Below are 18662 nucleotides of genomic sequence, written 5' to 3'. Positions count from 1 at the left end.
ATTACCGCGCCGGCCGGCACGGTACCCGGCGGCCGGGTTGCGGCCGACGCCGCACGGTGCGGCCGATACCGCTCGGTGGTCAGTACCGCGCGGTGAACGCCAGCAACTCCGGCCCGCGCCGCTCGAAGACCCGCCCGCCGAGAAGGATGCCACCCACCAGAGCCAGGATGCCGGTCACGATCCCGACGACGAGTGCCGCCACATGCCAGCCACCTCCGTGCTGCAGTCCGAGTATCGCGAGCCACCCGGTCGGCGCCGCGACTCCGAGCACCGCGACGAAAGACAGCGCCTGCACCCAGGACGCCCCGCTCGCACTCGACTGCGGCTGGGCGAACGGGCTGTCGCCAGGATGCACGGCCGGGTACGGGAATCCTGCCGAGATGACGCTCGAGATCCCGAGGCCGACGAGCAGTACGCACAGGCCGGCACCGAGAAGCGAGGGAACGACATCCGTCGACCCGTAGCCCCAGGCGCTCAGCGGTGTGCCGACGAGGATCACGGCGAGTCCGAGTGCGAGAGGCGGTACAACCCGCCCAAGCCGATCCGCCCAGCCCGCCGTGTTGGAGGCGACGTGCAGCCATACTGCCGTGTTGTCGAAGGCCACGTCGTTGTGCACGGTGCTCCAGGCCAGGAAGAAGCACATGACGGGCACGGGCAGCAGCACGAGATAGTGCAGGGAGATCCCCGCGACCGCGAGGGCCCCGACCATGACAGCGGGCACGATCGGCACGATCACAAGCGCCGAGCGGTATCGCATGTCGCGGCCCCAATAGCTGAGGCTCCGGGCCGCGATCGCTCCGGCCGGGTTGCCCGGCACCCGCTCGAACCAGCCGAGTCCGGTGTAGGCCCGGATGCGCGAGGCTCGCTCCGGCGTCACGAGCATGAGGCCGACGATCACGCGCCAGGCGATGGCGAGCAGGACCACGAATCCGAAGGCGATGGCGAGCGAGGCGGATGCCGCCCCCAGGTCGTCGGCGGCGGCATCCGCCGGGGCGGCCCAGACGGCGCCGAGCGGAGTCCAGGCGGCGACCTCGGCGATCGAGTGGAGTACGTCGAGGCCACGCTTCTCCCAGTCGACGGTGACCATCATGGCGATGATGGGCGAGAGGGCGCTCAGCACGACGAGGGCGATGAGCCCGGTCGCCTCACGGGCGCGGCGAGTGGCCAGCAGCAGAGTGGCGATACTCGTCGTCACGCGCGAGCCGAGGATGCAGGTCACGACGATGAGCACGGTGGAGGCGAGAGCGAAGAGCACGGGCGCGGGTCCCCGGCTCCAGGTCACGACCTGCGCAACCGCGACGATGGTGATGACGAGTGCCGGCACCCCGATGAACGCCGCCGCAGCGAGCCCGAACGCGAGGCGGCCGTTCGGAATGCCGTGCAGGGAAAACTTGCGGGGGTCGATCGTGTCGTCCGCCCCGAAGACGAGGGGGACGAGCAGGAACCCGAGCACGATGACCGAGCCGACCACGACCACGATGCTGCGCGCCAGCCCGACCTCGGCGAGGCGCAGCGCGACGAGCCCCGCCACTGCCGTGAAGGCCGCGCCGAGCCCGTAGGCCAGACCCACGATGAGGCCGAAGACCTGCCAGGGACTGCGCCGGAACAGGTTGCCGAGCAGTCGCAGCTTCAGTCCGAGAAACTGTGCAACCACTCCAGGCCCTCCACCACGTTGCGGCCGCCGGCCAGTTCGACGAACTTCTCCTCGAGGGAGCCGTCGCCGCGCACCTCGTCGACGGTTCCGGATGCGAGCACCGACCCGTCCACGATGATCGCGACCGAGTCGCACATCCGCTCGATGAGGTCCATGCTGTGACTGGAGAGCACGACGGTCCCGCCGGCCGCCACATACCTCTTCAACACTTCGATGATGCTCGCAGCCGACACGGGGTCCACCGACTCGAAGGGCTCGTCGAGCACGAGCAGCCTCGGCGAGTGGATGAGCGCCGCGGCGAGGGCGAGCTTCTTGGTCATGCCCGCCGAGTAGTCGGCGGCGAGACGGGTGAGGGCGTCGTCGAGGCCGAAGGTGGTCGACAGTTGCGCCATCCGCTCGCGCACCGTCGCCGGGGGCAGGCCGCGCAGTACGCCCGCGTAATAGAGGAGCTGGTTGCCGGTGAGCCGGTCGAACAGGCGCAGGCGGTCCGGGAGCACGCCCATCTGACGCTTGGCGGCCGCCGGGTCCTTCCAGACGTTGGCACCATGCACCGTGACGGTTCCGGCATCCGGGCGCAGCAGGCCTGTAACCATGGAGAGCGTCGTCGTCTTACCTGCACCGTTCGGGCCGACGATGCCGAAGATCGTGCCCGACTCGACGGCGAGGTCGATGCCGTCGACCGCGACAGTGTCGCCGTAGTGCTTGACGAGCCCCTCGACGTGCAGCACCTGCTCGCGTTCGGCGGTCTCCCGCTCCTGTTTGCGCAGTTCCTGCTGGGCTTTGCGCCGCGCCGCCTGGATCCCGCGTTTCTCCTTCGCGGAGTCGGCCTCCAGCTTGGCGATGAGGTCGTCGAACCTTGAGAGGATCGTCTCGGCGTTGGGCACGAAGTCCACCGTACCAATCACAGGCAGGCCCGAAGACCCCTGAGGAGTCATCATCACGAATTGGGAACAAGACTCTGGGATTCCGCTGGGACCGTCGGAGCCGCCGATAAAGTTGTGAGAGCACAACGAAGTGTCGGAAACCCTGCCGCGGGTCGACCATCAGGTTAACGGTGCGGCACCTTTTAGACACTCAAGGAGTCATTGTGAGCACGCAGATCGTCATCCTGGCTGCCGGTATGGGCAGCCGTCTCGGTCGCTCATTGCCGAAGCCGCTCACCGAGCTGAGCGACGGCCGCACCATCATGCAGCAGCAGTTCGACAACATCCGTTACGCCTTCGGCAACAACGCGAAGGTCACGATCGTCGTCGGCTACAAGCTCGAGCACGTCATCGAGGCGTTCCCGGACGCCTCCTTCGTCTACAACGAGCAATACGACCAGACCAACACCTCCAAGAGCCTGCTTCGCGCGCTGCGGGCGTCCACGCCGGGCGGGGTGCTCTGGATGAACGGTGACGTCGTCTTCGATCCCGAAGCCCTCGAGCGGGCGGCGCAGCTGGTTGCGCGCGACCAGTCCTTCGTCTCGGTCAACACCGCGAAGGTCTCGGATGAGGAGGTCAAGTACACGACGGATGCCGAAGGCTACATCCGCGAACTCTCCAAGACGGTCACGGGCGGACTCGGCGAGGCTGTCGGCATCAACTTCGTCTCCCGCGACGGCAAGGCGGCCCTCGTGCGCCAGCTCGCCCGGGTGAACGACCAGGACTACTTCGAGCGCGGCCTCGAGCTCGCGATCGAGGAGGACGGCCTGCGCGTCGAGCCGATGGACATCTCGGACCTCTACGCGGTCGAGATCGACTTCGCCGAGGACCTGGAGCGCGCGAACCTCTTCGTGTGACCGGCTTGACGCCCTCTCGGGTCGAGCCTGTCGAGACCGATGAGCGCGGCGAGACCCTACGATAGACGTCGTGCCCACCACCGCTCCCGCACGCCCGATCTGGTCGCCCGTCGACCGCTACCGGCACTCGCTGTGGCTGCTCACCGTGCGCGACCTTCGAGTGCGCTACTCGACCTCGGTGCTCGGGTACTTCTGGTCGATCCTCGACCCGCTTGTCATGGCGGCCATCTACTGGTTCGTCTTCACGCAGGTCTTCGACCGCACGGTGGGCCAGCAGCCGTACATCGTGTTCCTGCTCACAGCCCTCCTGCCGTGGATGTGGTTCAACGGTGCGATCGGCGACTGCACGCGAGCGTTCCTGCGCGAGGCGCGCCTCATCCGGTCGACGAAGATCCCGCGCACGATCTGGGTGAACCGGCTCGTGCTCTCGAAGGGCATCGAGTTCCTGGCGAGCATCCCCGTTCTGGCGTTGTTCGCCATCCTGTTCGGCGCGCCGCTGTACTGGGAGGCGGTGTTCTTCCCGCTCGCGATCGTCATCCAGTTCGTGCTCACGATCGGGCTCGGCCTCATCATCGCGCCGCTCGTGGTGTTCTTCCGCGACCTCGAGAGGGCGATCAAGCTCATCCTTCGGTTCCTGTTCTATGCGAGCCCGATCATCTACGGGCTCCCGGATCTGCGCGATCTCGGCCTTGAGCAGCTGGCAGCATTCAATCCGCTGGCCGGCATCTTCTCGCTCTACCGGGGCGCGTTCTTCCCCGATCAACTCGACTGGTTTGCGGTCGTCGTGAGCGCCGCCATGAGCCTTGTGATCCTGGGGCTCGGGATGCTCGTCTTCCGCCGCACGGAGCGCTCCGTGCTGAAGGAGATCTGATGGCCGTCGAGCACTCAGATTTCGACAAGCTCAATCCGAGAAATCCCGCCTCTCCGGTCGAGCCGAATTCTCCGGTCGAGCCTGTCGAGACCCCGCCCGTGATCGAAGTCGAGGATGTCGGCATCCGCTTCCGCCGCAATCGACGCTCGCGCCGCAGTTTCAAGGACCTGTTCGCGGGGCGCAACCGCCGCATCCGCCCGAGCGAGTTCTGGGCGCTGCGCAACGTGACCTTCTCGGTCGCCCGCGGCGAGGCGATCGGCGTTGTGGGGCGCAACGGTCAAGGCAAGTCGACGCTGCTCAAGCTCGTCACCGGGGTGCTTCTGCCGGATGAGGGCTCGGTGCGAGTGCACGCGGGCGTGGCGCCGCTCATCGAGATCACCGGAGGGTTCGTCGAGGACCTCACGGTGCGGGACAACGTGAACCTCATGGCGGGCCTGCACGGGATGAAGCGGGACGAGATCGCCGCGCGGTTCGCCGAGATCATCGACTTCGCGGAGATCGGCGACTTCCTGGACACCCCGTACAAACACCTGTCGAGCGGCATGAAGGTGCGACTCGCGTTCTCGGTCATCTCACGGCTCGAGGAGCCGATCCTGCTCGTGGACGAGGTGCTCGCCGTCGGCGACAAGGCGTTCCGCGAGAAGTGCTACCGCCGCATCGAGGAACTGCTCGCGGGCGGGCGCACCCTGTTCTTCGTCTCGCACAACGAGCGCGACCTCAAGCGGTTCTGCACGCGCGGACTCTACCTCGACAAGGGCTGCCTCGAGCTGGACGCCCCGATCGCCGAGGTGCTCGACCGCTACAACGCGGACTACGGGCTGGTCACGCAGTAGTCGCTCTACAGCGACAGGTGAAGCCGGAGGGCGTCGTCCAGTCGGCCCATGAGCTCGGTGGTGAGTCGTGCAATCGGTCTCACAAGCCGGTCCGTGCTGATCGAGCGAACCTGCTCCGCTTGGGCCTTGGAGTGCGCCGGCAGGCCGGTCTGTTCTTTCGCAAGCAGGACTTGAAAGGGATAGACAGCACGTACGTTGCTCGTGATCGGCACCACTGTGACCACTCCCCTGCCTCGCCGACTCGCAGAGTCATTCGCGGCGTTGTTGCTCACGATGACCACGGGGCGGACTTTGCCCTGTTCGGACCCGACGGCAGGGTCGAGTGAGGCAAGGTAGATCTGCCCCCGCTCGATCACGAGGCGTTGGTGAGGCCGTCGGAGGCCACGGAATCCCAGAGCGCGTCATCCCCCGACTGCTCCCACTCATCCCAGGCCTCCGCATAGGAGTCGGTGATCGCGGCTTGACGAAGCACGGTGACGGCGGCCTTGAGCGCTGCGGAGCGGGAGTCGTATCGACCGGCACGAGTCTCCTCGTCGAGGAACTCGACGTCGTCCGCGGGGAGGCTCACGCTGAGTTTCATAACATCATGCTACCACGGTATGACTATGGTATGACCATGGTGCCTTGCGGGCAGGGTCTCTACTCCCGCACAGGATGCGCGCATCCGCGTTCTCCACAGAATGACCGGGGGTCGTCGGATGCCTCTCCTACCGTGCAAACATGGACCGACACCTCGATGATCGCCCGACCGCCGCGTATGCGGTGCCGTTCAGGATCGACCGATCCCGGGCACCACGCTATGAACTCACGAACGTCGGCAGCGAGCCAGTTCGCGCGATCACGCTAACCCTGCTCGGGTCGGGGCTCATGCTTTCGGACGGACCAAGACGACTACTCTCAGGGCAGTCACTGACGTTTGCCATGCGAGTCGACAACCCCGCTCGCAACACGATCGTCGTGGTCCGCTGGTTCCGTCCATCCGGCGAGCAATATCTCTGGCGGGTGAGTTTCTAACCGCTGCGCCGGGTGCGCTCGCGGATGAGGTCCGCGGCCGTGAGCTGATGCTTGCGTTGGGGCAGCTGAGCGAGACCGAGACCGCTCACGAGCTCAGCGGGGTCGATGTCGAGCACGCCGGCCATCCGCACGATCGTCGTGAGGCTCGGGTTCGCCTGCCCGCGCTCGATCTTGCCCCAGTTCGTCCAATGCATGCCGGCGAGGTCGGCCATGTCCTCCTGGCTGAGCCCGAGTTCGTTGCGCTGGTGCCGAACGCGCTCACCCAGCATGCGGGCGGCGACGGAGTGCGGTTCGGCCATCACTCATGACTACGCGCCCCGGGCGATAGTATCCACAGTGTCAGAACCTCATGTTTTTATGCCTTATAGAGAAAAGCAATGTTTGTGGCCACTAATCGTGAGGAATCGCCCGAATGAGCAAGTCCCTGCTTGAGCAGTTGCCGAAGATCGTCGCCGAAGGTAAGCGCCAGGCGGCGCAGATTTTGGAGCAACTTGAAGGAGAGCAGCGCGTATCACTGCAGACTCGCGAGTTCGTCGTCCCCAATCGGAGCACCTCCGAATTGGACGTGAAGTCACTCGAACTGGAAGATACTGCGGGCTCTGACTCTCCCAACCGGCTCATCTACGGCGACAATTTACTTGCTATGGCCGCGCTGCTCGCGGGTGACGAGGACACACCGAGCATGCGCGGCAAAATCGACCTCATCTACATAGATCCGCCGTTCGACTCGAAGGCCGACTACCGGACCTCTATCACTCTCCCGGATGTTGATGTCGAACAACGCCCCACCGCCATGGAGCAGTTCGCGTACTCGGATACGTGGGCCGAAGGCACAGCCTCATATTTGCGCATGATCGTCCCCCGACTAATTCTCCTCCGCGAACTGCTAGCCGGATCAGGCTCCATTTGTATCCACATCGACTGGCATGTTGGTCACTACGTGAAAATGGTTCTCGACGAAGTTTTCGGTCGACCGCGACTAACGAATGAGGTCATTTGGCATTATTCAACGCTCGGCCGGCCGACGGACCGCTTCGCGCAGAAGCACGACACACTCTTCGTCTATAGCAAGTCGGAAGACAGGTTCTTCAACGAAACGGATGCGCGAGTTCCCTACAGTCAGGAGTACATCGAATCCCATTTTCGTGACTTTGATGATCAGGGCCGTCGATGCCGGAAGCGCTTTGATGCCGGAAAGTGGAGAGTCTACTATCCCGAGTCCGGCATGATTCCCAACGATGTTTGGGACATTCCTTACGAGAATTCTCAATCCAAGGAACGCGTCAACTACGCAACTCAAAAACCAGTCGCTCTCCTTGAGCGGATAATCAAGTCGTACACGTCACCCGAGATGCTTGTAGCCGACTTCTTCGTCGGCTCAGGGACAACCTGCGCAGTGGCAGAGAGGCTTGGTCGCCGCTGGGTTGCAGCTGATCTCGGTAAACCAGCCATCATGATCACCCGCAAGCGCCTGATCGACCAGGATGCCAAACCATTCCTCTATCAAGAGATCGGTGACTATCAGGTCGAGCAGGCGCGGAGTGTGTTCGGTCGCAAGTTCCGCGTCGGCGAACTCGCCCAGACGATCCTGGGCCTATATGGCGCGCTACCACTCCCGCCCGAGGAGAACGTCAACGGCTCGCTCGGCCGTTTACCCGAGGACAAGACGCTCGTGCTCGCCGACAGTCCATCCAAGCTGACGACTTTGACAACCCTGCGCAAGGCGCAGTCCTTCCGTGACACGAAGATGGGCGGATTCGCAAAAGTCATTGTGCTCGGCTGGAACTTCCCGGCAGGGATCGGGCAGCAGATCGCCGACCTCAACGACGATCGGCTTGAGGTCCGCGTCATCCCACCCGACCTCATCGATCGGCTCAAGAAGAAGGGAAAAGAGAAACTCGCCGGATCGATCAAGTTCTCCACGCTCCAATATCTGGAAGCGAGCCTCGTCGGCATTTATCCAGGAGAAGGGTCTGATGAGATCACTGTCAGACTCGACAATTACGTTCTCCTCTCCCCGGAAGCAATCAGCCTCAAACCCGAGGATCGCGACAAGGTTCTCGAGGTCATGAACCGGGAGCCCCTCGCTCTGATCGAATACTGGGCAATCGACCCCGATTACGATGGCGAACTATTCCGCTCGACCTGGCAGGACTACCGCGGCAATACCGCGAACGATGACGACCCTCTGCGAGTCGTGACCACTGCCACGGTCACCACGCCAAAGAAGGCGGGCACCCGAAAGTTCTGCATTCGCGCGGTCGATGTCTTTGGGTTCGAGTCTGAGGTCGTTATGGACATCGGCGAGGTTGCAAGATGAGCGTACTCACCACCGAAACTTTTCCACTCGCTGATGGCCTCTTCCTCAGGATCAACGACGACCGGCTCGCCATCGAGGCAGGAGTGCCGAACGATTTCATCGGACAGGTCACTCCCACTACAGCGGAGTTGCTGCGATGGTGGTTCCAAGAGGACTATCGGACCATCCGGCAGGCCAACTTCCATTCCGGCCAGCGCGACGCCATCCTCGCGATCGTCTACGCCCACGAAGTGCTCGGCACAACCTCCGTCCTGGACCTGTACGAGAAGGTGGCTCCAGAAGCTCTGCTTGGTGACGGCATTCTCGGTGAGGTCTCAGCAGAACGGCACGGGCATCCGAAATATGCGGCAAAAATGGCGACCGGTACCGGCAAGACCTGGGTGCTCAACGCCTTGCTCATCTGGCAGCATCTCAACAATCGAGCTAACCCCGCCGATGAGCGCTTTAGCAGCAACTTCCTCATAGTCGCACCCGGGCTCATCGTCTACGACCGGTTGCTCGACTCCTTCCAGGGCAAGCTCGTCAACGGCAATCGCGAGTTCGCGACTAGCGACATCTACGCGCAACGCGAGCTCTTCGTCCCACCGACGTATGAGAAATCGCTCTTCGCCTTCCTGCAATCCTCGGTGGTGACGAAGAAGGAGATCGGCAGCAAAGTTACCGGCGGCGGTATGGTCGCCATCACCAACTGGCATCTGCTGACCGGTGCGGAGGACCCGGATTTCGTCGATGAAGAGGAAGACGATGTGGAGGCGCCCGGCGCCGACATTGATGCTGCGGAGGCGATCAACAGTTTCTTCCCGCTCACGCCGGGGACAGCATCCGGCAACTCCCTCGACGTTCTCGACCGCCGTTACCTGCGTGGTGGTCCCCTGCAATCGCTTATCGACCTGCCGGACTTGGTCGTCTTCAACGACGAAGCCCACCACATCCACAGCCTCAAGAAGGGCGAGGAGCAGACCGAGGTCGAATGGCAGAAAAGCCTGAGCGCGATCGCCGAGCCCAAGGGTCGCCGGTTCGTGCAATTCGACTTCTCTGCGACTCCCTACAACGAGACAGGCACCGGAGCAAAGAAGGGCAAGAAGTACTTCCCGCACATCGTGACCGACTTTCCGCTCTTCGCCGCGATGCAGCAGGGGCTCGTCAAGGCCCTCACGCTCGACAAGCGTAAAGAGGTCGCGACTTTGCCGCTCGACTTCAGTGTCGACCGCGACGAGAACAATGTCATCATCGGACTCTCCGAGGGTCAGCGCACGATGATCCGTGCGGGGCTCAAGAAGCTGCAGATTCTCGAGCGAAGTTTCGAGGAGACCGACCCGTCAAAGCATCCAAAACTCCTGATCATGACCGAGGACACCAAGGTGTCCCCTTTCGTCATCGAGTTCCTTATGGAGTGCGGTCTCAGCGAGGATGACGTTCTCCAGGTCGACAGCGGCCGCAAGGCCGACCTCGGGCTCAAGGAGTGGGAACCCGTTCGCGAAAAGCTATTCGACATCGATCATCGCGTCGCACCGAAAGTGATCGTCAGCGTGCTCATGCTGCGTGAAGGTTTCGACGTCAACAACATCTGCGTCATCGTGCCCCTAAGGTCGAGCCAGTCGGGAATCCTGCTCGAGCAGACAATCGGCCGTGGCCTAAGGCTCATGTGGCGCGGGGACGAGGCGATCGAGGACCAGAAGCGGGAGACCCGCGAACTCATCCGGGCCCATAAGGAGCCGAATAGCTTCTTCGACGTGCTCTTCATTGTCGAACATCCCGCCTTCGAGGCCTTCTACAAGGAACTCCTCGATGGAGGCTATGCAGTTGTCGTCGATGGGGACAGCGATAGCACCTCCCCCACTGGAGACATCGAAGTCGTGCCGTTGCGAGATGGATGGCCGGAGTACGACTTCGAGATCCCTATCGTCCTTCGCGACGCGGAGGACGAGCTCAAGAGCCCGAGTATCGACCCGCTCACACTCCCGGTAAGCAAATTCCCTCTCGCAGACCTGCTGCCGACGATCGGAAGCGGCGAACGATTCTCGTCCAATGACTTGCAGACCGGAACTCAATACGGCGACTACCGCGTCGACGGTGGTGTCATGACAGCAACGGGGTACAACGACTACCTCTCGCGCATCACGACGAGAATCACCGAGGCCATCGGTCGCACGTTCGTCGCGACCCAGCAGCAATACAACAGCATGTCGAAGTATCCGATCATGCAGACGCATAAGGCGATCATCGCCGGCTGGATCGATCGCTACATCCGCAAGCGGCTGTTCGGCCAGGTATTCGACCCCTTCGAGGATGAGAACTGGCGCGTACTTCTGGTCGGAGATGTCTCGGCGGAGATCGCTGGCACGTTCTCAACGGCACTGGTAGAGGCACAGGAATCCCTACAGGTCAGCGACGCTGTCGTCGAAACGCGGAGCACGTCGGAGGTGACTTCGATCAAGGTGCGGGCCAGCACAGCGGTCGAGGTTACGAAATGCATTTTCCCCAAGCTTCGGGTTGCAGCCCGATCGGGCGGCCTCGAGCGCCTCTTCATCGAGTGGGCAGATATCGACAGCAAGGTGGAGGCGCTCATAAAGATCGACGAATACGCCCACCTGTTCCTGCGTCGGCCGTATCTCAAAGCCGATGGAATGCCGGCCCAGTACTCGCCCGACTTCCTCGTGCGAACGGAGAACGCGATCTATATCGTCGAGACCAAGGCGCAGTCCGCAATCAGCGACGAGAACGTCAAGCGCAAGAAGCGAGCTGCTCTCGCGTGGGTTGACCAGATCAACGAACTCGCTCCAGATCTCCGTAGTGAACGTGACTGGTATTACGTGCTACTCGGGGAGGAGACAGTGAAGTCCTGGCGGGACAAGGGCGCTCGAGCATCTGAGCTTCTCGCTCAGGCACGTATCGCCCACACGGAGTCTGCGGCACAGCCGACGATGTTCTAAAAGATTGGGACCACGGGCCACCACCCGCAGCGGCTCCTCAGGGAGCGGATACAGGCACCGCATATGATTGGTCTCCCGGACGAGAGGCGGCAGCGTGAAGGCGATCGAACCCGCCCGCATCGATCCCGCCCAGGCGGCGCAGCATCCGATGGCCGTCAAAGGCTTCGACCGGCTGCTCACGACCCAGCGGTTCGTCGTGCTCGCGCACATCCGTGGCATCCGCCGGCGGCATCCGGATGCCTCCCCGGCGCGCGTCATCCAGATCCTCGAACGACGCTACCTCACCGCCGTCACGACCGGCGGGGCCGGGGTCGGTGCCGTCGCGGTCGTGCCAGGGGTCGGCACGGGCGTGAGCCTCGTGCTCACCGGCGTCGAAACCGCGGGCTTCCTCGAGACGACCGCGCTCTTCGCGCAATCGGTCACTGAAGTGCACGGCATCGCCGTCACCGACCCGGATCGCGCCCGCACGATCGTCATGGCCATGATGCTCGGAACCTCCGGCGCCGACCTCGTGCGAAACCTCGCCGCGCAGGCCACCGGCACAGGGGTGCCCCAGACCAGGTTCTGGGGCGATGTCATCGGCAGGAACGTTCCGCAGGCCTTCGTCGGGCAGATCGCCGACCGGATGCGGAAAGCCTTCCTGCGCCGTTTCGCCCGCAACACGACGACCGGCGCCGTCGGCCGCATCCTGCCCTTCGGCATCGGCGCCGTCGTCGGCGGAACCGCCAACCACCTGCTCGGACGCAAGGTCGTCACGAGTTCGCGGGTCGCGTTCGGGCCCGTCCCGGATGCCTTCCCGGCCGAGCTGGAACCGCGGCCCCGAAGGGCGCGGGTCATCACGGTGCGTCCTTCGCGACGATCGCCGGCTGACCGGCGGGACGCCGATCAGTCGGCGCCGGGCGCCTCGTCCTCGTCGTCCTCGTCGCCGTCCAGCACATCGAACTGACCGACCCGCTTGTCGGCGAGGTGGATCGCCGCGTGCTGCTCCCATTCCCCCATGAGGTGCTGGACGGCACCATGGAACCGCCCTGTCGCCGCCCCGGGAGTCGTGTCGCCGAAGTGGTACTTCACCCAGTGCTGCAGCCGCTCGAGCGCCTCCGCGTCGCCGCGCACGCGCTCGACCTGAGCGATGACATCCGGGGCGGCGTCCGCGTCCAGCCACTCCGCCGAACCGAGGTAGCCGTCCGTCTCCACCTGGGCTTCGGGCGATGACGGCCTGGTGACGATGAGCGGCTTCCCGGTCGCCAGCCGGTCGTAGACCATCGCTGAGATGTCGGTGATCGCGACATCCGTCGACCCCAGCTGCCAGCCGATCGCCGGGTTCTCGTCGAAGACATGCTGCGCCCGTGAGTCCCGCGCGTTGGCGGCGGCGATCATGCCGATGATCTGCTCGTTGGCCTGCCGGTACTCGGGGTTCGTGACCCCACTCCTCGGATGCGGGCGATAGATGAGCCGGAAGCGCGAGTCGGCGAGGAGGCTGCGCGCGATCGCAAGACCGTGGGTCAGCACCGAGCCGTAGCTCATCGAACCCCGGTCACCCTCCCAGGTCGGCGCGTAGAGCACGGTGACCCGATCATCCGGTGTGTAAGGCAGTTCGCCGGTGAAGTAGTCGGCCTGCGGACGTCCGATGACGAGTGCGCGCTTGCTCACGTCGTAGTCCCAGAGCGCATGGCTCAGCCGCTCGAGGGCGGCGTCGCCGGCGACCATGGCATAGTCGTAGGCCTTGTACTGGTTGCTCGCCATATACGCCTTGTCGCTCTCACCGTGGTTGATGAAGACGTGCCACATGCGTCCGTACCGCATCGACTGGAAGTTCTTGACATTCTGGTTCACGTAGAGCACGATCCGGATGTCCTGCTCGGCGAGGAAATTCTCGAAGTCGACGATCTTGCGCAGGTAGACGACCGGGAGCGGGCTCTCCTCGATCAGCCGCAGCATCGAGCTCGGCGACCGGGAGACCACCACCACGGGCCAGGTCTTCGATAACTCGACGAGCGGCTGGTACCACTGCCTCAGCTGGTAGAGGTTGACCTTCGGGTCGGCGAAGTAGAGCACGATCCTCACCGAACCCCGCGCCGGATGCTCCAGCTCACCCTGCACCGACGCCAGGCGGTTTCGTGCCCGCCGCGATCGCCACGCATTGCCAAGGATGCGCTTAGCCGTGCGCAAGTCAGTTGCAAGAGGCACGCGAGCGAGGCTAGGCAGCGAAGTTTGGATACCGCTGAGAGCACGCTGAACGGCTCGGGAACCACTACCTCAATCCACGCTCGAAGGGTCGTCCTCGTCGTCGTCCTCGCCGTCGAACGGGTCCGACTCGCGCACGCGCCGGTCGCCGACATGAAGTTCGGCGTGCCGATCCCACTCGTCCATGAGCGTTTCAACGGCCGCGTGGAACCGCCGCGTGGCCTCCCCCGCCGTCGTGTCACCGAAATGACGCGAGACCCAGAACTCAAGCCGCTCGCGAGCCTCGGGACTATTGCGCACCCGCTCGACGAAACCGACGATGTCGGCAGTGTCGGCAGCATCCAGCCACTCCGCCGCACCGAGGTATCCTTCTGAGTCCACTTCAGCGCTGGGGTTCGCCGGGCGCGCGATGATGAGCGGCTTGCCCACCGCCAAACGGTCATAGACCATAGCCGAGACATCCGTGATGGCGACATCCGCCGCCGCGAGTTGCCAGCCCAGCGATTTGCCGTCATCGTAGATGTGATGCGCTGAACGATCTCGCGCGTTCGCCGATGCGATCGCCGAGATGATCGCCTCGTTCGCGCGCTTGTACTCCTCGTCGACGATCCCGCTGCGTGGGTGCGGTCGGTAGATGACCCTGTGCTTTCCTGTCGCCAGGAGCGCCTTCACGATGGTCACGCCGTGCGATACGACCGAACCGTACGCGGCGGCCTCCCTGTCGCCCTCCCAGGTGGGGGCGTAGAGCACGACCGTCCGGTCATCCGGGGTGTAGGGCAGCTCACCCGCGAAATGGTCGGCCTGCGGGCGACCGATCATGAACGTGCGCGACTCCAGGTCGAAACCCCACAGCTTGCGGCCGAGCCGCTCGCGCGCAGCCTCACCCGCGATGAAGCTGTAGTCGTAGGCCTTGAACTGGTTCGTCGTCATGTACATCTTGTCGCTCTCGCCGTGGTTGACGAAGACGTGCCACATGCGCCCGTACCGGAACATCTGAAAATTCTTGGTGTTCTGGTTCACGTAGAACACGATGTGCAGGCCCTGATCGGTGACGAACTGCTCGAGGTCGACTACCTTGCGCCGGTAGATCACCGGCACCGGCGACTCGTCGAGCATCGCGAGCGTCGCACCAGGCGAGCGCGTGACGATCGCCACCGGCCAGGTCGCATTGAGCTCCGCGAGAGGCGCGTACCACTGCCGGATCTGGTAGAGATTGACCGTCGTGTCCGCGAAATAGACGGCGATCCGGATGCTGTCGAGTGCCGGTTCGGGCACACTGGCAAGCCGCCGGGCGAGCTCACGTCGAGTCCTGCGCGACCGAACGAGGTTGCGAACGATGCGCCGAGCGGACTTGAGATCGGTCAGGATGGCCACCAGCCGATTAAAGCAGCACCGGATGCTCTCGGCCGGGCGGCAGAACCGACCGTTACCCAGCCGATACTGCGCACATCCGGCGCTGCTAGGCTCGCCCCGACACACTTCCATGACGAAAGAGCGCGACCGCCCGGTGCCCAGCTTCACCTTCGCCAGAGGGAACGCGACGACGCTTCTCTCACTGCCGCTCTACGCTTTCGGGCGCCTGGCGAGCGTATTCGTGCGGCGTCGTGACGCACTCTGGGTGTTCGCATGCGGCTCAGGCATCGGAGAGGGCGCGCTCGCGTTGTATCGGCACGCGCGCGCGGCCGACCCAGCCCTGCGACTCGTCTGGCTCGCGCGCGACCGCGATGAACTGGTGCGGGCGGGCGAGCTCGGGCTGACGGCGGTACTGCGGTCCGGCTGGCGAGGCTTCCGGATGACGCTGCGCGCCCGCGTCATCGTCGTCACGCACGGCCTCGGCGACGCCAACCGCTTCGGAACGCACGGCGCGTTCATCGTGCAGCTCTGGCACGGCATCCCCCTCAAGAGAATCCAGCTCGACTCCCCCGCAACCTTCCGCGGCGCGCTCCCCGCCCGGATGCTGCGTGCGCTCTACCGGAAGAACACCGCGCGTCTCGGGCTCGTCCCGGCCGCCTCGGAAGTCTCCGCGGTGCGGCTGCGCAGCGCCTTCGGGCTCCCGGCCGAGCGAGTGGTCGTGACCGGCGACCCGCGCGACGACGTCGTGCTCGAGCCGTCGGGCCCGACGCGCGCGCTGCTCGCCGACGGCATCGGCGACTACGGCAGTGCGCGGATCATCCTCTTCGCCCCGACCTGGCGAGACGGCGACGCCGACCCGGTCGTCCCGACCGCGGCGGAGTGGGAGGCGATCGCCGCGTTCCTCGAGGCGAACGACAGCGTGCTCGTGCTGCGACCGCATCCGCACGGGGTCGGCGACTATCGCACCGGGGCGGCGGTCTCCTCCCGCATCCGGATGCTGTCCGCCGACGTGCAGAACGACATCAACCCTGTGCTCTCCGCCGTCGACGTGCTCGTGACCGACTACTCGTCGATCGCGTTCGACTTCGCGCTGCTCGGCCGCCCGACCGCCTTCCTCGCGCCGGACGCCGAAAACTACGCGGCCACGCGCGGGCTCTACGAGCCGTATCGCGAGTTCAGTGGCGGCAACGAGGTCGCCACCTGGGCCGGGCTGCTCGCCCTCCTCGTAGACCCGGTCGCACTCGACCGGCTCGCCGGGCACGCCGTTCACCTCGCCGCAACCCACCACGAGTACCGTGACGGCCGCAACACTGAGAGAGTGTACGCAGAACTCCTCACCCGATTGGGAGGGCAGGCATGACCGCAGCATCGTCATCGCGCACGCTCACGATCGAGTCGATCGCGCTCGGGGATGCCGCCGGGTCCGGCGTGCCTGTGCTCGAACTGCGGGGGCCGGGCAGCGCCCCCGAGTCGCTCGAGCTCGTCGGGCCGCGATTGCGGATGCCCGGGGTCGTCTCGACAGACGAATCCGGATGGCACGCGACCGTACCGCTGCGGGCGAGCCGATGGGGTGGGCCGGCACTGGCTCCGCCATCCGGAAGCTATCGACTTGTCATCGACGGCGGCCAGAGCGCGGATGCCGTCGCCATCAGCGCGATCGACGCCGTGGTGCCCGAGGCGCGGCTCGTACCGGGGCTCTTCCGCATCGCATTCCGGGTCTCCGAAGGCGAGGTCGCGGTCGTCTTCACCCCTCCGCTCGCCGACGACGAGCACGGCGGTGAGAACCAGGGGCGGCTCGAGGCGGCCTACCGCGCGGCGCGACCCGAACCGCTCGACGCGGTCTTCTTCGAGAGCTTCTACGGGCAGAACGCGTCCTGCAACCCGCTCGCCCTCGATCGCGCGATCGCGGTCGCGCGGCCCGACCTCGTCCGGTACTGGGGGGTGGCGGATGCCTCGGTCGCCGTGCCGGAAGGCTCGATCCCGCTCATCGAGGGCAGCGCCGAGTGGTGGCGGGTGCGCGCGGCAGCGCGGCTCATCGTCGTCAACGACTGGCTGCGCAACCGGTACCGCAAACGACCCCACCAGAAGGTGCTGCAGACCTGGCACGGCACGATGCTCAAGAAGCTCGCCCTCTCCCGCAGGCGCCCGGGGCTGCGCACCGCGCTCGCGACGCTGCGGGAGCGCTCGCGCTGGGACATCCTGCTCGCCCAGAACGACTACGCGAAGCGGATCTTCCGCCGCGCCTACGCCTATCTCGGACCGATCTGGGAGGAGGGCTACCCGCGCGACGACGTGCTCGTGGGCGGTGACTCCGCCGCCATTCGGAGGCGGCTGGGTGTTCCGGATGGCGCGCGCGTGCTGCTCTACGCGCCGACCTGGCGCGACGACCGGCCCGACCACGTCGACCACCTCGACGTCTCGCACTTCACCGAGCAGCTCGGGGCAGGTTGGGTCACGCTCATCCGCGGGCATTCCCGCACCCTCCAGCCCGGCGAGGACGTGCGCGCCGGCGGCGTCATCGACGTCACGAGCTACCCGGACGTCTCCGACCTCTTCCTCGCGGCCGACGCCCTCGTGACCGACTACTCGAGCGTCATGTTCGACTTCAGCGTGACCGGCAAGCCGATCTACTTCTTCACGCCCGACCTCGACCGGTACCGCCAGGTGCTGCGCGGCTTCTACTTCGACCTGCTGCCGGTCGCGCCGGGGCCGGTCGCCCAGGACGCGAGCGAACTCATCGAGCTGGTGCGGCATCCGGATGCCGTGCAGGCGGAGTACGCTGCGAAGTACGCGGCCTGGCGCGAGCGCTTCAACCCTCGCGACGACGGGCACGCGGCCGAGCGCGTGGTCGCCCGGCTCATCCGGGAGGGTGTGATCTGACATGCGGCATCGGCGGACGACGGCCGCGGTCGCGTCGCTTGCCGTGATCGGCGCGGTCGCGATACTCACCGGATGCGCGCAGGGCGCGGGCCTCATCACCCAGACGAGCGAGAGCGGGCATGTGCTGCTCGCGCAGGAGAGAGCGGTCGGGGCGTACCCGGATGCCGGCGTGGAGGGCACATTCGTCCTCGTCGGCGATACCTGCTTCGGGCTGACGAGGGAGGGTGCGACCTTCACGACGGTGTTCCCACCCGGAACGAGCATCGTCGAGGGCACCGAGCAGATCTCGATCCCCGGCTGGGGAACGCTCAGCCTGGGCGACGAGTTCACGGGCGGCGGCGTGTACTACACGCAGGACAGCGCCTCGTACTCCAACCAGGTCCCCGCGGAGTGCCGGACCGACGAGCTCGTCGCAGTCAACCCGTTCCGCTAGGCCTGTGCGGCAGGCCACCTGTCCGCGACGGCCGCGAGCGGTATCGTGTGCGCATGGCCACACGCAAGGAGACCGTCGAGTACGTGCTCGACCAACTCGACCCGCTGCCGGTGCGAGCGAGGTCGATGTTCGGCGAGTACGCGCTCTACTGCGACGACAAGACCGTCGCGTTCATCTGCGACGACACCGTGTTCATGAAACCGACGGCGGTGGCTGAAGAGGCACTCGGACCCGAAACCCTCGCCCCCGCCTACCCCGGCTCGAAACTGTACTACGCGGTACCCGGCGATCGGCTCGAGAACCGCGAGTGGCTGCAGGACCTCGTCCAGCGCACGGCGGATGTCCTGCCGGCGCCGAAACCCAAGCGCGCCAAGCCGGCCAAGCCCGCTGGTTGAGCGCGCGGCAAC

18 protein-coding genes are annotated in these 18662 nt (G+C 65.2%); 11 read left to right on the top strand and 7 right to left on the bottom strand.

Translation table 11 applies throughout. From position 1 onward, the window contains the following. Window positions 1-79: 79 nt before the first annotated feature. Window positions 80-1654: a hypothetical protein gene (locus ABD678_RS13175; RefSeq protein ID WP_344757524.1), complete on the bottom strand. Its 1575-nt coding sequence runs from the start codon at window positions 1652-1654 to the stop codon at window positions 80-82. After that, complete coding sequence (locus ABD678_RS13170) at window positions 1630-2538, bottom strand: ABC transporter ATP-binding protein (RefSeq protein WP_344757522.1); 909 nt, start codon at window positions 2536-2538, stop codon at window positions 1630-1632. The genes ABD678_RS13175 and ABD678_RS13170 overlap by 25 nt, the downstream gene beginning before the upstream one ends. A 203-nt stretch (window positions 2539-2741) precedes the next feature. On the opposite strand from ABD678_RS13170, the gene ABD678_RS13165 reads away from it, so the two are divergent. From ABD678_RS13165 to ABD678_RS13155, 3 genes are all read left to right on the top strand, one after another. Beyond that, complete coding sequence (locus tag ABD678_RS13165) at window positions 2742-3434, top strand: phosphocholine cytidylyltransferase family protein (RefSeq protein ID WP_344757520.1); 693 nt, start codon at window positions 2742-2744, stop codon at window positions 3432-3434. A 70-nt stretch (window positions 3435-3504) separates the two neighbouring features. Next, a complete protein-coding gene (locus tag ABD678_RS13160) occupies window positions 3505-4305 on the top strand; it encodes an ABC transporter permease (protein WP_344757518.1) in 801 nt (266 codons plus the stop codon). After that, window positions 4305-5138: an ABC transporter ATP-binding protein gene (locus ABD678_RS13155; protein ID WP_344757516.1), complete on the top strand. Its 834-nt coding sequence runs from the start codon at window positions 4305-4307 to the stop codon at window positions 5136-5138. Before ABD678_RS13160 ends, ABD678_RS13155 begins: the two co-directional genes overlap by 1 nt. A 5-nt stretch (window positions 5139-5143) precedes the next feature. Here ABD678_RS13155 and ABD678_RS13150 read toward each other — a convergent pair whose 3' ends face one another. Together ABD678_RS13150 and ABD678_RS13145 are read right to left on the bottom strand one after the other, a co-directional pair. Beyond that, window positions 5144-5494: a type II toxin-antitoxin system PemK/MazF family toxin gene (locus ABD678_RS13150; RefSeq protein ID WP_344757514.1), complete on the bottom strand. Its 351-nt coding sequence runs from the start codon at window positions 5492-5494 to the stop codon at window positions 5144-5146. After that, window positions 5491-5718 carry a ribbon-helix-helix domain-containing protein gene (locus tag ABD678_RS13145; protein ID WP_344757512.1) on the bottom strand — a complete coding sequence of 76 codons (228 nt, stop codon included), beginning with the start codon at window positions 5716-5718 and terminating at the stop codon, window positions 5491-5493. Before ABD678_RS13145 ends, ABD678_RS13150 begins: the two co-directional genes overlap by 4 nt. Window positions 5719-5858: 140 nt before the next feature. Between ABD678_RS13145 and ABD678_RS13140 the strand changes: the two genes are divergently transcribed. After that, on the top strand, window positions 5859-6152 hold the full coding sequence (locus ABD678_RS13140) for a hypothetical protein (RefSeq protein ID WP_344757510.1): 294 nt from the start codon (window positions 5859-5861) through the stop codon (window positions 6150-6152). On the opposite strand, the gene ABD678_RS13135 is transcribed toward ABD678_RS13140, so the two are convergent. Beyond that, the gene (locus tag ABD678_RS13135) at window positions 6149-6451 is read right to left on the bottom strand and encodes a helix-turn-helix domain-containing protein (RefSeq protein ID WP_344757508.1); all 303 of its coding nucleotides are present in this window, start codon (window positions 6449-6451) and stop codon (window positions 6149-6151) included. The genes ABD678_RS13140 and ABD678_RS13135 overlap by 4 nt on opposite strands. Before the next feature lie 113 nt (window positions 6452-6564). Between ABD678_RS13135 and ABD678_RS13130 the strand changes: the two genes are divergently transcribed. The 3 genes from ABD678_RS13130 to ABD678_RS13120 all read left to right on the top strand — a co-directional run bounded on the left by ABD678_RS13130 (window position 6565) and on the right by ABD678_RS13120 (window position 12351). After that, the gene (locus tag ABD678_RS13130) at window positions 6565-8472 is read left to right on the top strand and encodes a DNA methyltransferase (protein ID WP_344757506.1); all 1908 of its coding nucleotides are present in this window, start codon (window positions 6565-6567) and stop codon (window positions 8470-8472) included. Then, complete coding sequence (locus tag ABD678_RS13125; protein ID WP_344757504.1) at window positions 8469-11405, top strand: DEAD/DEAH box helicase family protein; 2937 nt, start codon at window positions 8469-8471, stop codon at window positions 11403-11405. Before ABD678_RS13130 ends, ABD678_RS13125 begins: the two co-directional genes overlap by 4 nt. A 94-nt stretch (window positions 11406-11499) precedes the next feature. Beyond that, window positions 11500-12351, top strand: coding sequence for a hypothetical protein (locus ABD678_RS13120; protein ID WP_344757502.1), 852 nt, complete (start codon window positions 11500-11502; stop codon window positions 12349-12351). On the opposite strand, the gene ABD678_RS13115 is transcribed toward ABD678_RS13120, so the two are convergent. Next, window positions 12291-13592, bottom strand: coding sequence for a CDP-glycerol glycerophosphotransferase family protein (locus ABD678_RS13115; protein WP_344757500.1), 1302 nt, complete (start codon window positions 13590-13592; stop codon window positions 12291-12293). The genes ABD678_RS13120 and ABD678_RS13115 overlap by 61 nt on opposite strands. Before the next feature lie 69 nt (window positions 13593-13661). Beyond that, the gene (locus ABD678_RS13110) at window positions 13662-14963 is read right to left on the bottom strand and encodes a CDP-glycerol glycerophosphotransferase family protein (RefSeq protein WP_344757498.1); all 1302 of its coding nucleotides are present in this window, start codon (window positions 14961-14963) and stop codon (window positions 13662-13664) included. Window positions 14964-15072: 109 nt separating this feature from the next. On the opposite strand from ABD678_RS13110, the gene ABD678_RS13105 reads away from it, so the two are divergent. From ABD678_RS13105 to ABD678_RS13090, 4 genes are read left to right on the top strand one after another with little or no spacing between them, the layout of a single operon-like run. Further along, complete coding sequence (locus ABD678_RS13105; protein WP_344757496.1) at window positions 15073-16302, top strand: CDP-glycerol glycerophosphotransferase family protein; 1230 nt, start codon at window positions 15073-15075, stop codon at window positions 16300-16302. Then, window positions 16299-17822 (top strand): CDP-glycerol glycerophosphotransferase family protein, encoded by a 1524-nt coding sequence (locus ABD678_RS13100; protein WP_344757494.1) that lies wholly within the window; start codon window positions 16299-16301, stop codon window positions 17820-17822. Before ABD678_RS13105 ends, ABD678_RS13100 begins: the two co-directional genes overlap by 4 nt. A 1-nt stretch (window position 17823) precedes the next feature. Then, window positions 17824-18255, top strand: coding sequence for a hypothetical protein (locus ABD678_RS13095; protein WP_344757492.1), 432 nt, complete (start codon window positions 17824-17826; stop codon window positions 18253-18255). 53 nt (window positions 18256-18308) lie between these two features. Continuing rightward, window positions 18309-18650 carry a TfoX/Sxy family protein gene (locus ABD678_RS13090; protein ID WP_344757490.1) on the top strand — a complete coding sequence of 114 codons (342 nt, stop codon included), beginning with the start codon at window positions 18309-18311 and terminating at the stop codon, window positions 18648-18650. The last annotated feature ends 12 nt before the right edge of the window (window positions 18651-18662 follow it).

Source organism: Leifsonella bigeumensis, from assembly GCF_039537265.1.
GTDB lineage: Bacteria > Actinomycetota > Actinomycetes > Actinomycetales > Microbacteriaceae > Terrimesophilobacter > Terrimesophilobacter bigeumensis.
The sequence above is the reverse complement of the archived record's forward strand: the minus strand, read 5'-3'. Positions and strand labels throughout refer to the sequence as shown.

Coding starts and splice junctions, on each gene's coding strand:
- ABD678_RS13090 (WP_344757490.1), top strand. CDS start 18,309: ATGGCCACACGCAAGGAGACCGTCGAGTACGTGCTCGACCAACTCGAC.
- ABD678_RS13145 (WP_344757512.1), bottom strand. CDS start 5,718: ATGAAACTCAGCGTGAGCCTCCCCGCGGACGACGTCGAGTTCCTCGAC.
- ABD678_RS13135 (WP_344757508.1), bottom strand. CDS start 6,451: ATGGCCGAACCGCACTCCGTCGCCGCCCGCATGCTGGGTGAGCGCGTT.
- ABD678_RS13105 (WP_344757496.1), top strand. CDS start 15,073: ATGACGAAAGAGCGCGACCGCCCGGTGCCCAGCTTCACCTTCGCCAGA.
- ABD678_RS13100 (WP_344757494.1), top strand. CDS start 16,299: ATGACCGCAGCATCGTCATCGCGCACGCTCACGATCGAGTCGATCGCG.
- ABD678_RS13140 (WP_344757510.1), top strand. CDS start 5,859: ATGGACCGACACCTCGATGATCGCCCGACCGCCGCGTATGCGGTGCCG.
- ABD678_RS13155 (WP_344757516.1), top strand. CDS start 4,305: ATGGCCGTCGAGCACTCAGATTTCGACAAGCTCAATCCGAGAAATCCC.
- ABD678_RS13125 (WP_344757504.1), top strand. CDS start 8,469: ATGAGCGTACTCACCACCGAAACTTTTCCACTCGCTGATGGCCTCTTC.
- ABD678_RS13130 (WP_344757506.1), top strand. CDS start 6,565: ATGAGCAAGTCCCTGCTTGAGCAGTTGCCGAAGATCGTCGCCGAAGGT.
- ABD678_RS13095 (WP_344757492.1), top strand. CDS start 17,824: ATGCGGCATCGGCGGACGACGGCCGCGGTCGCGTCGCTTGCCGTGATC.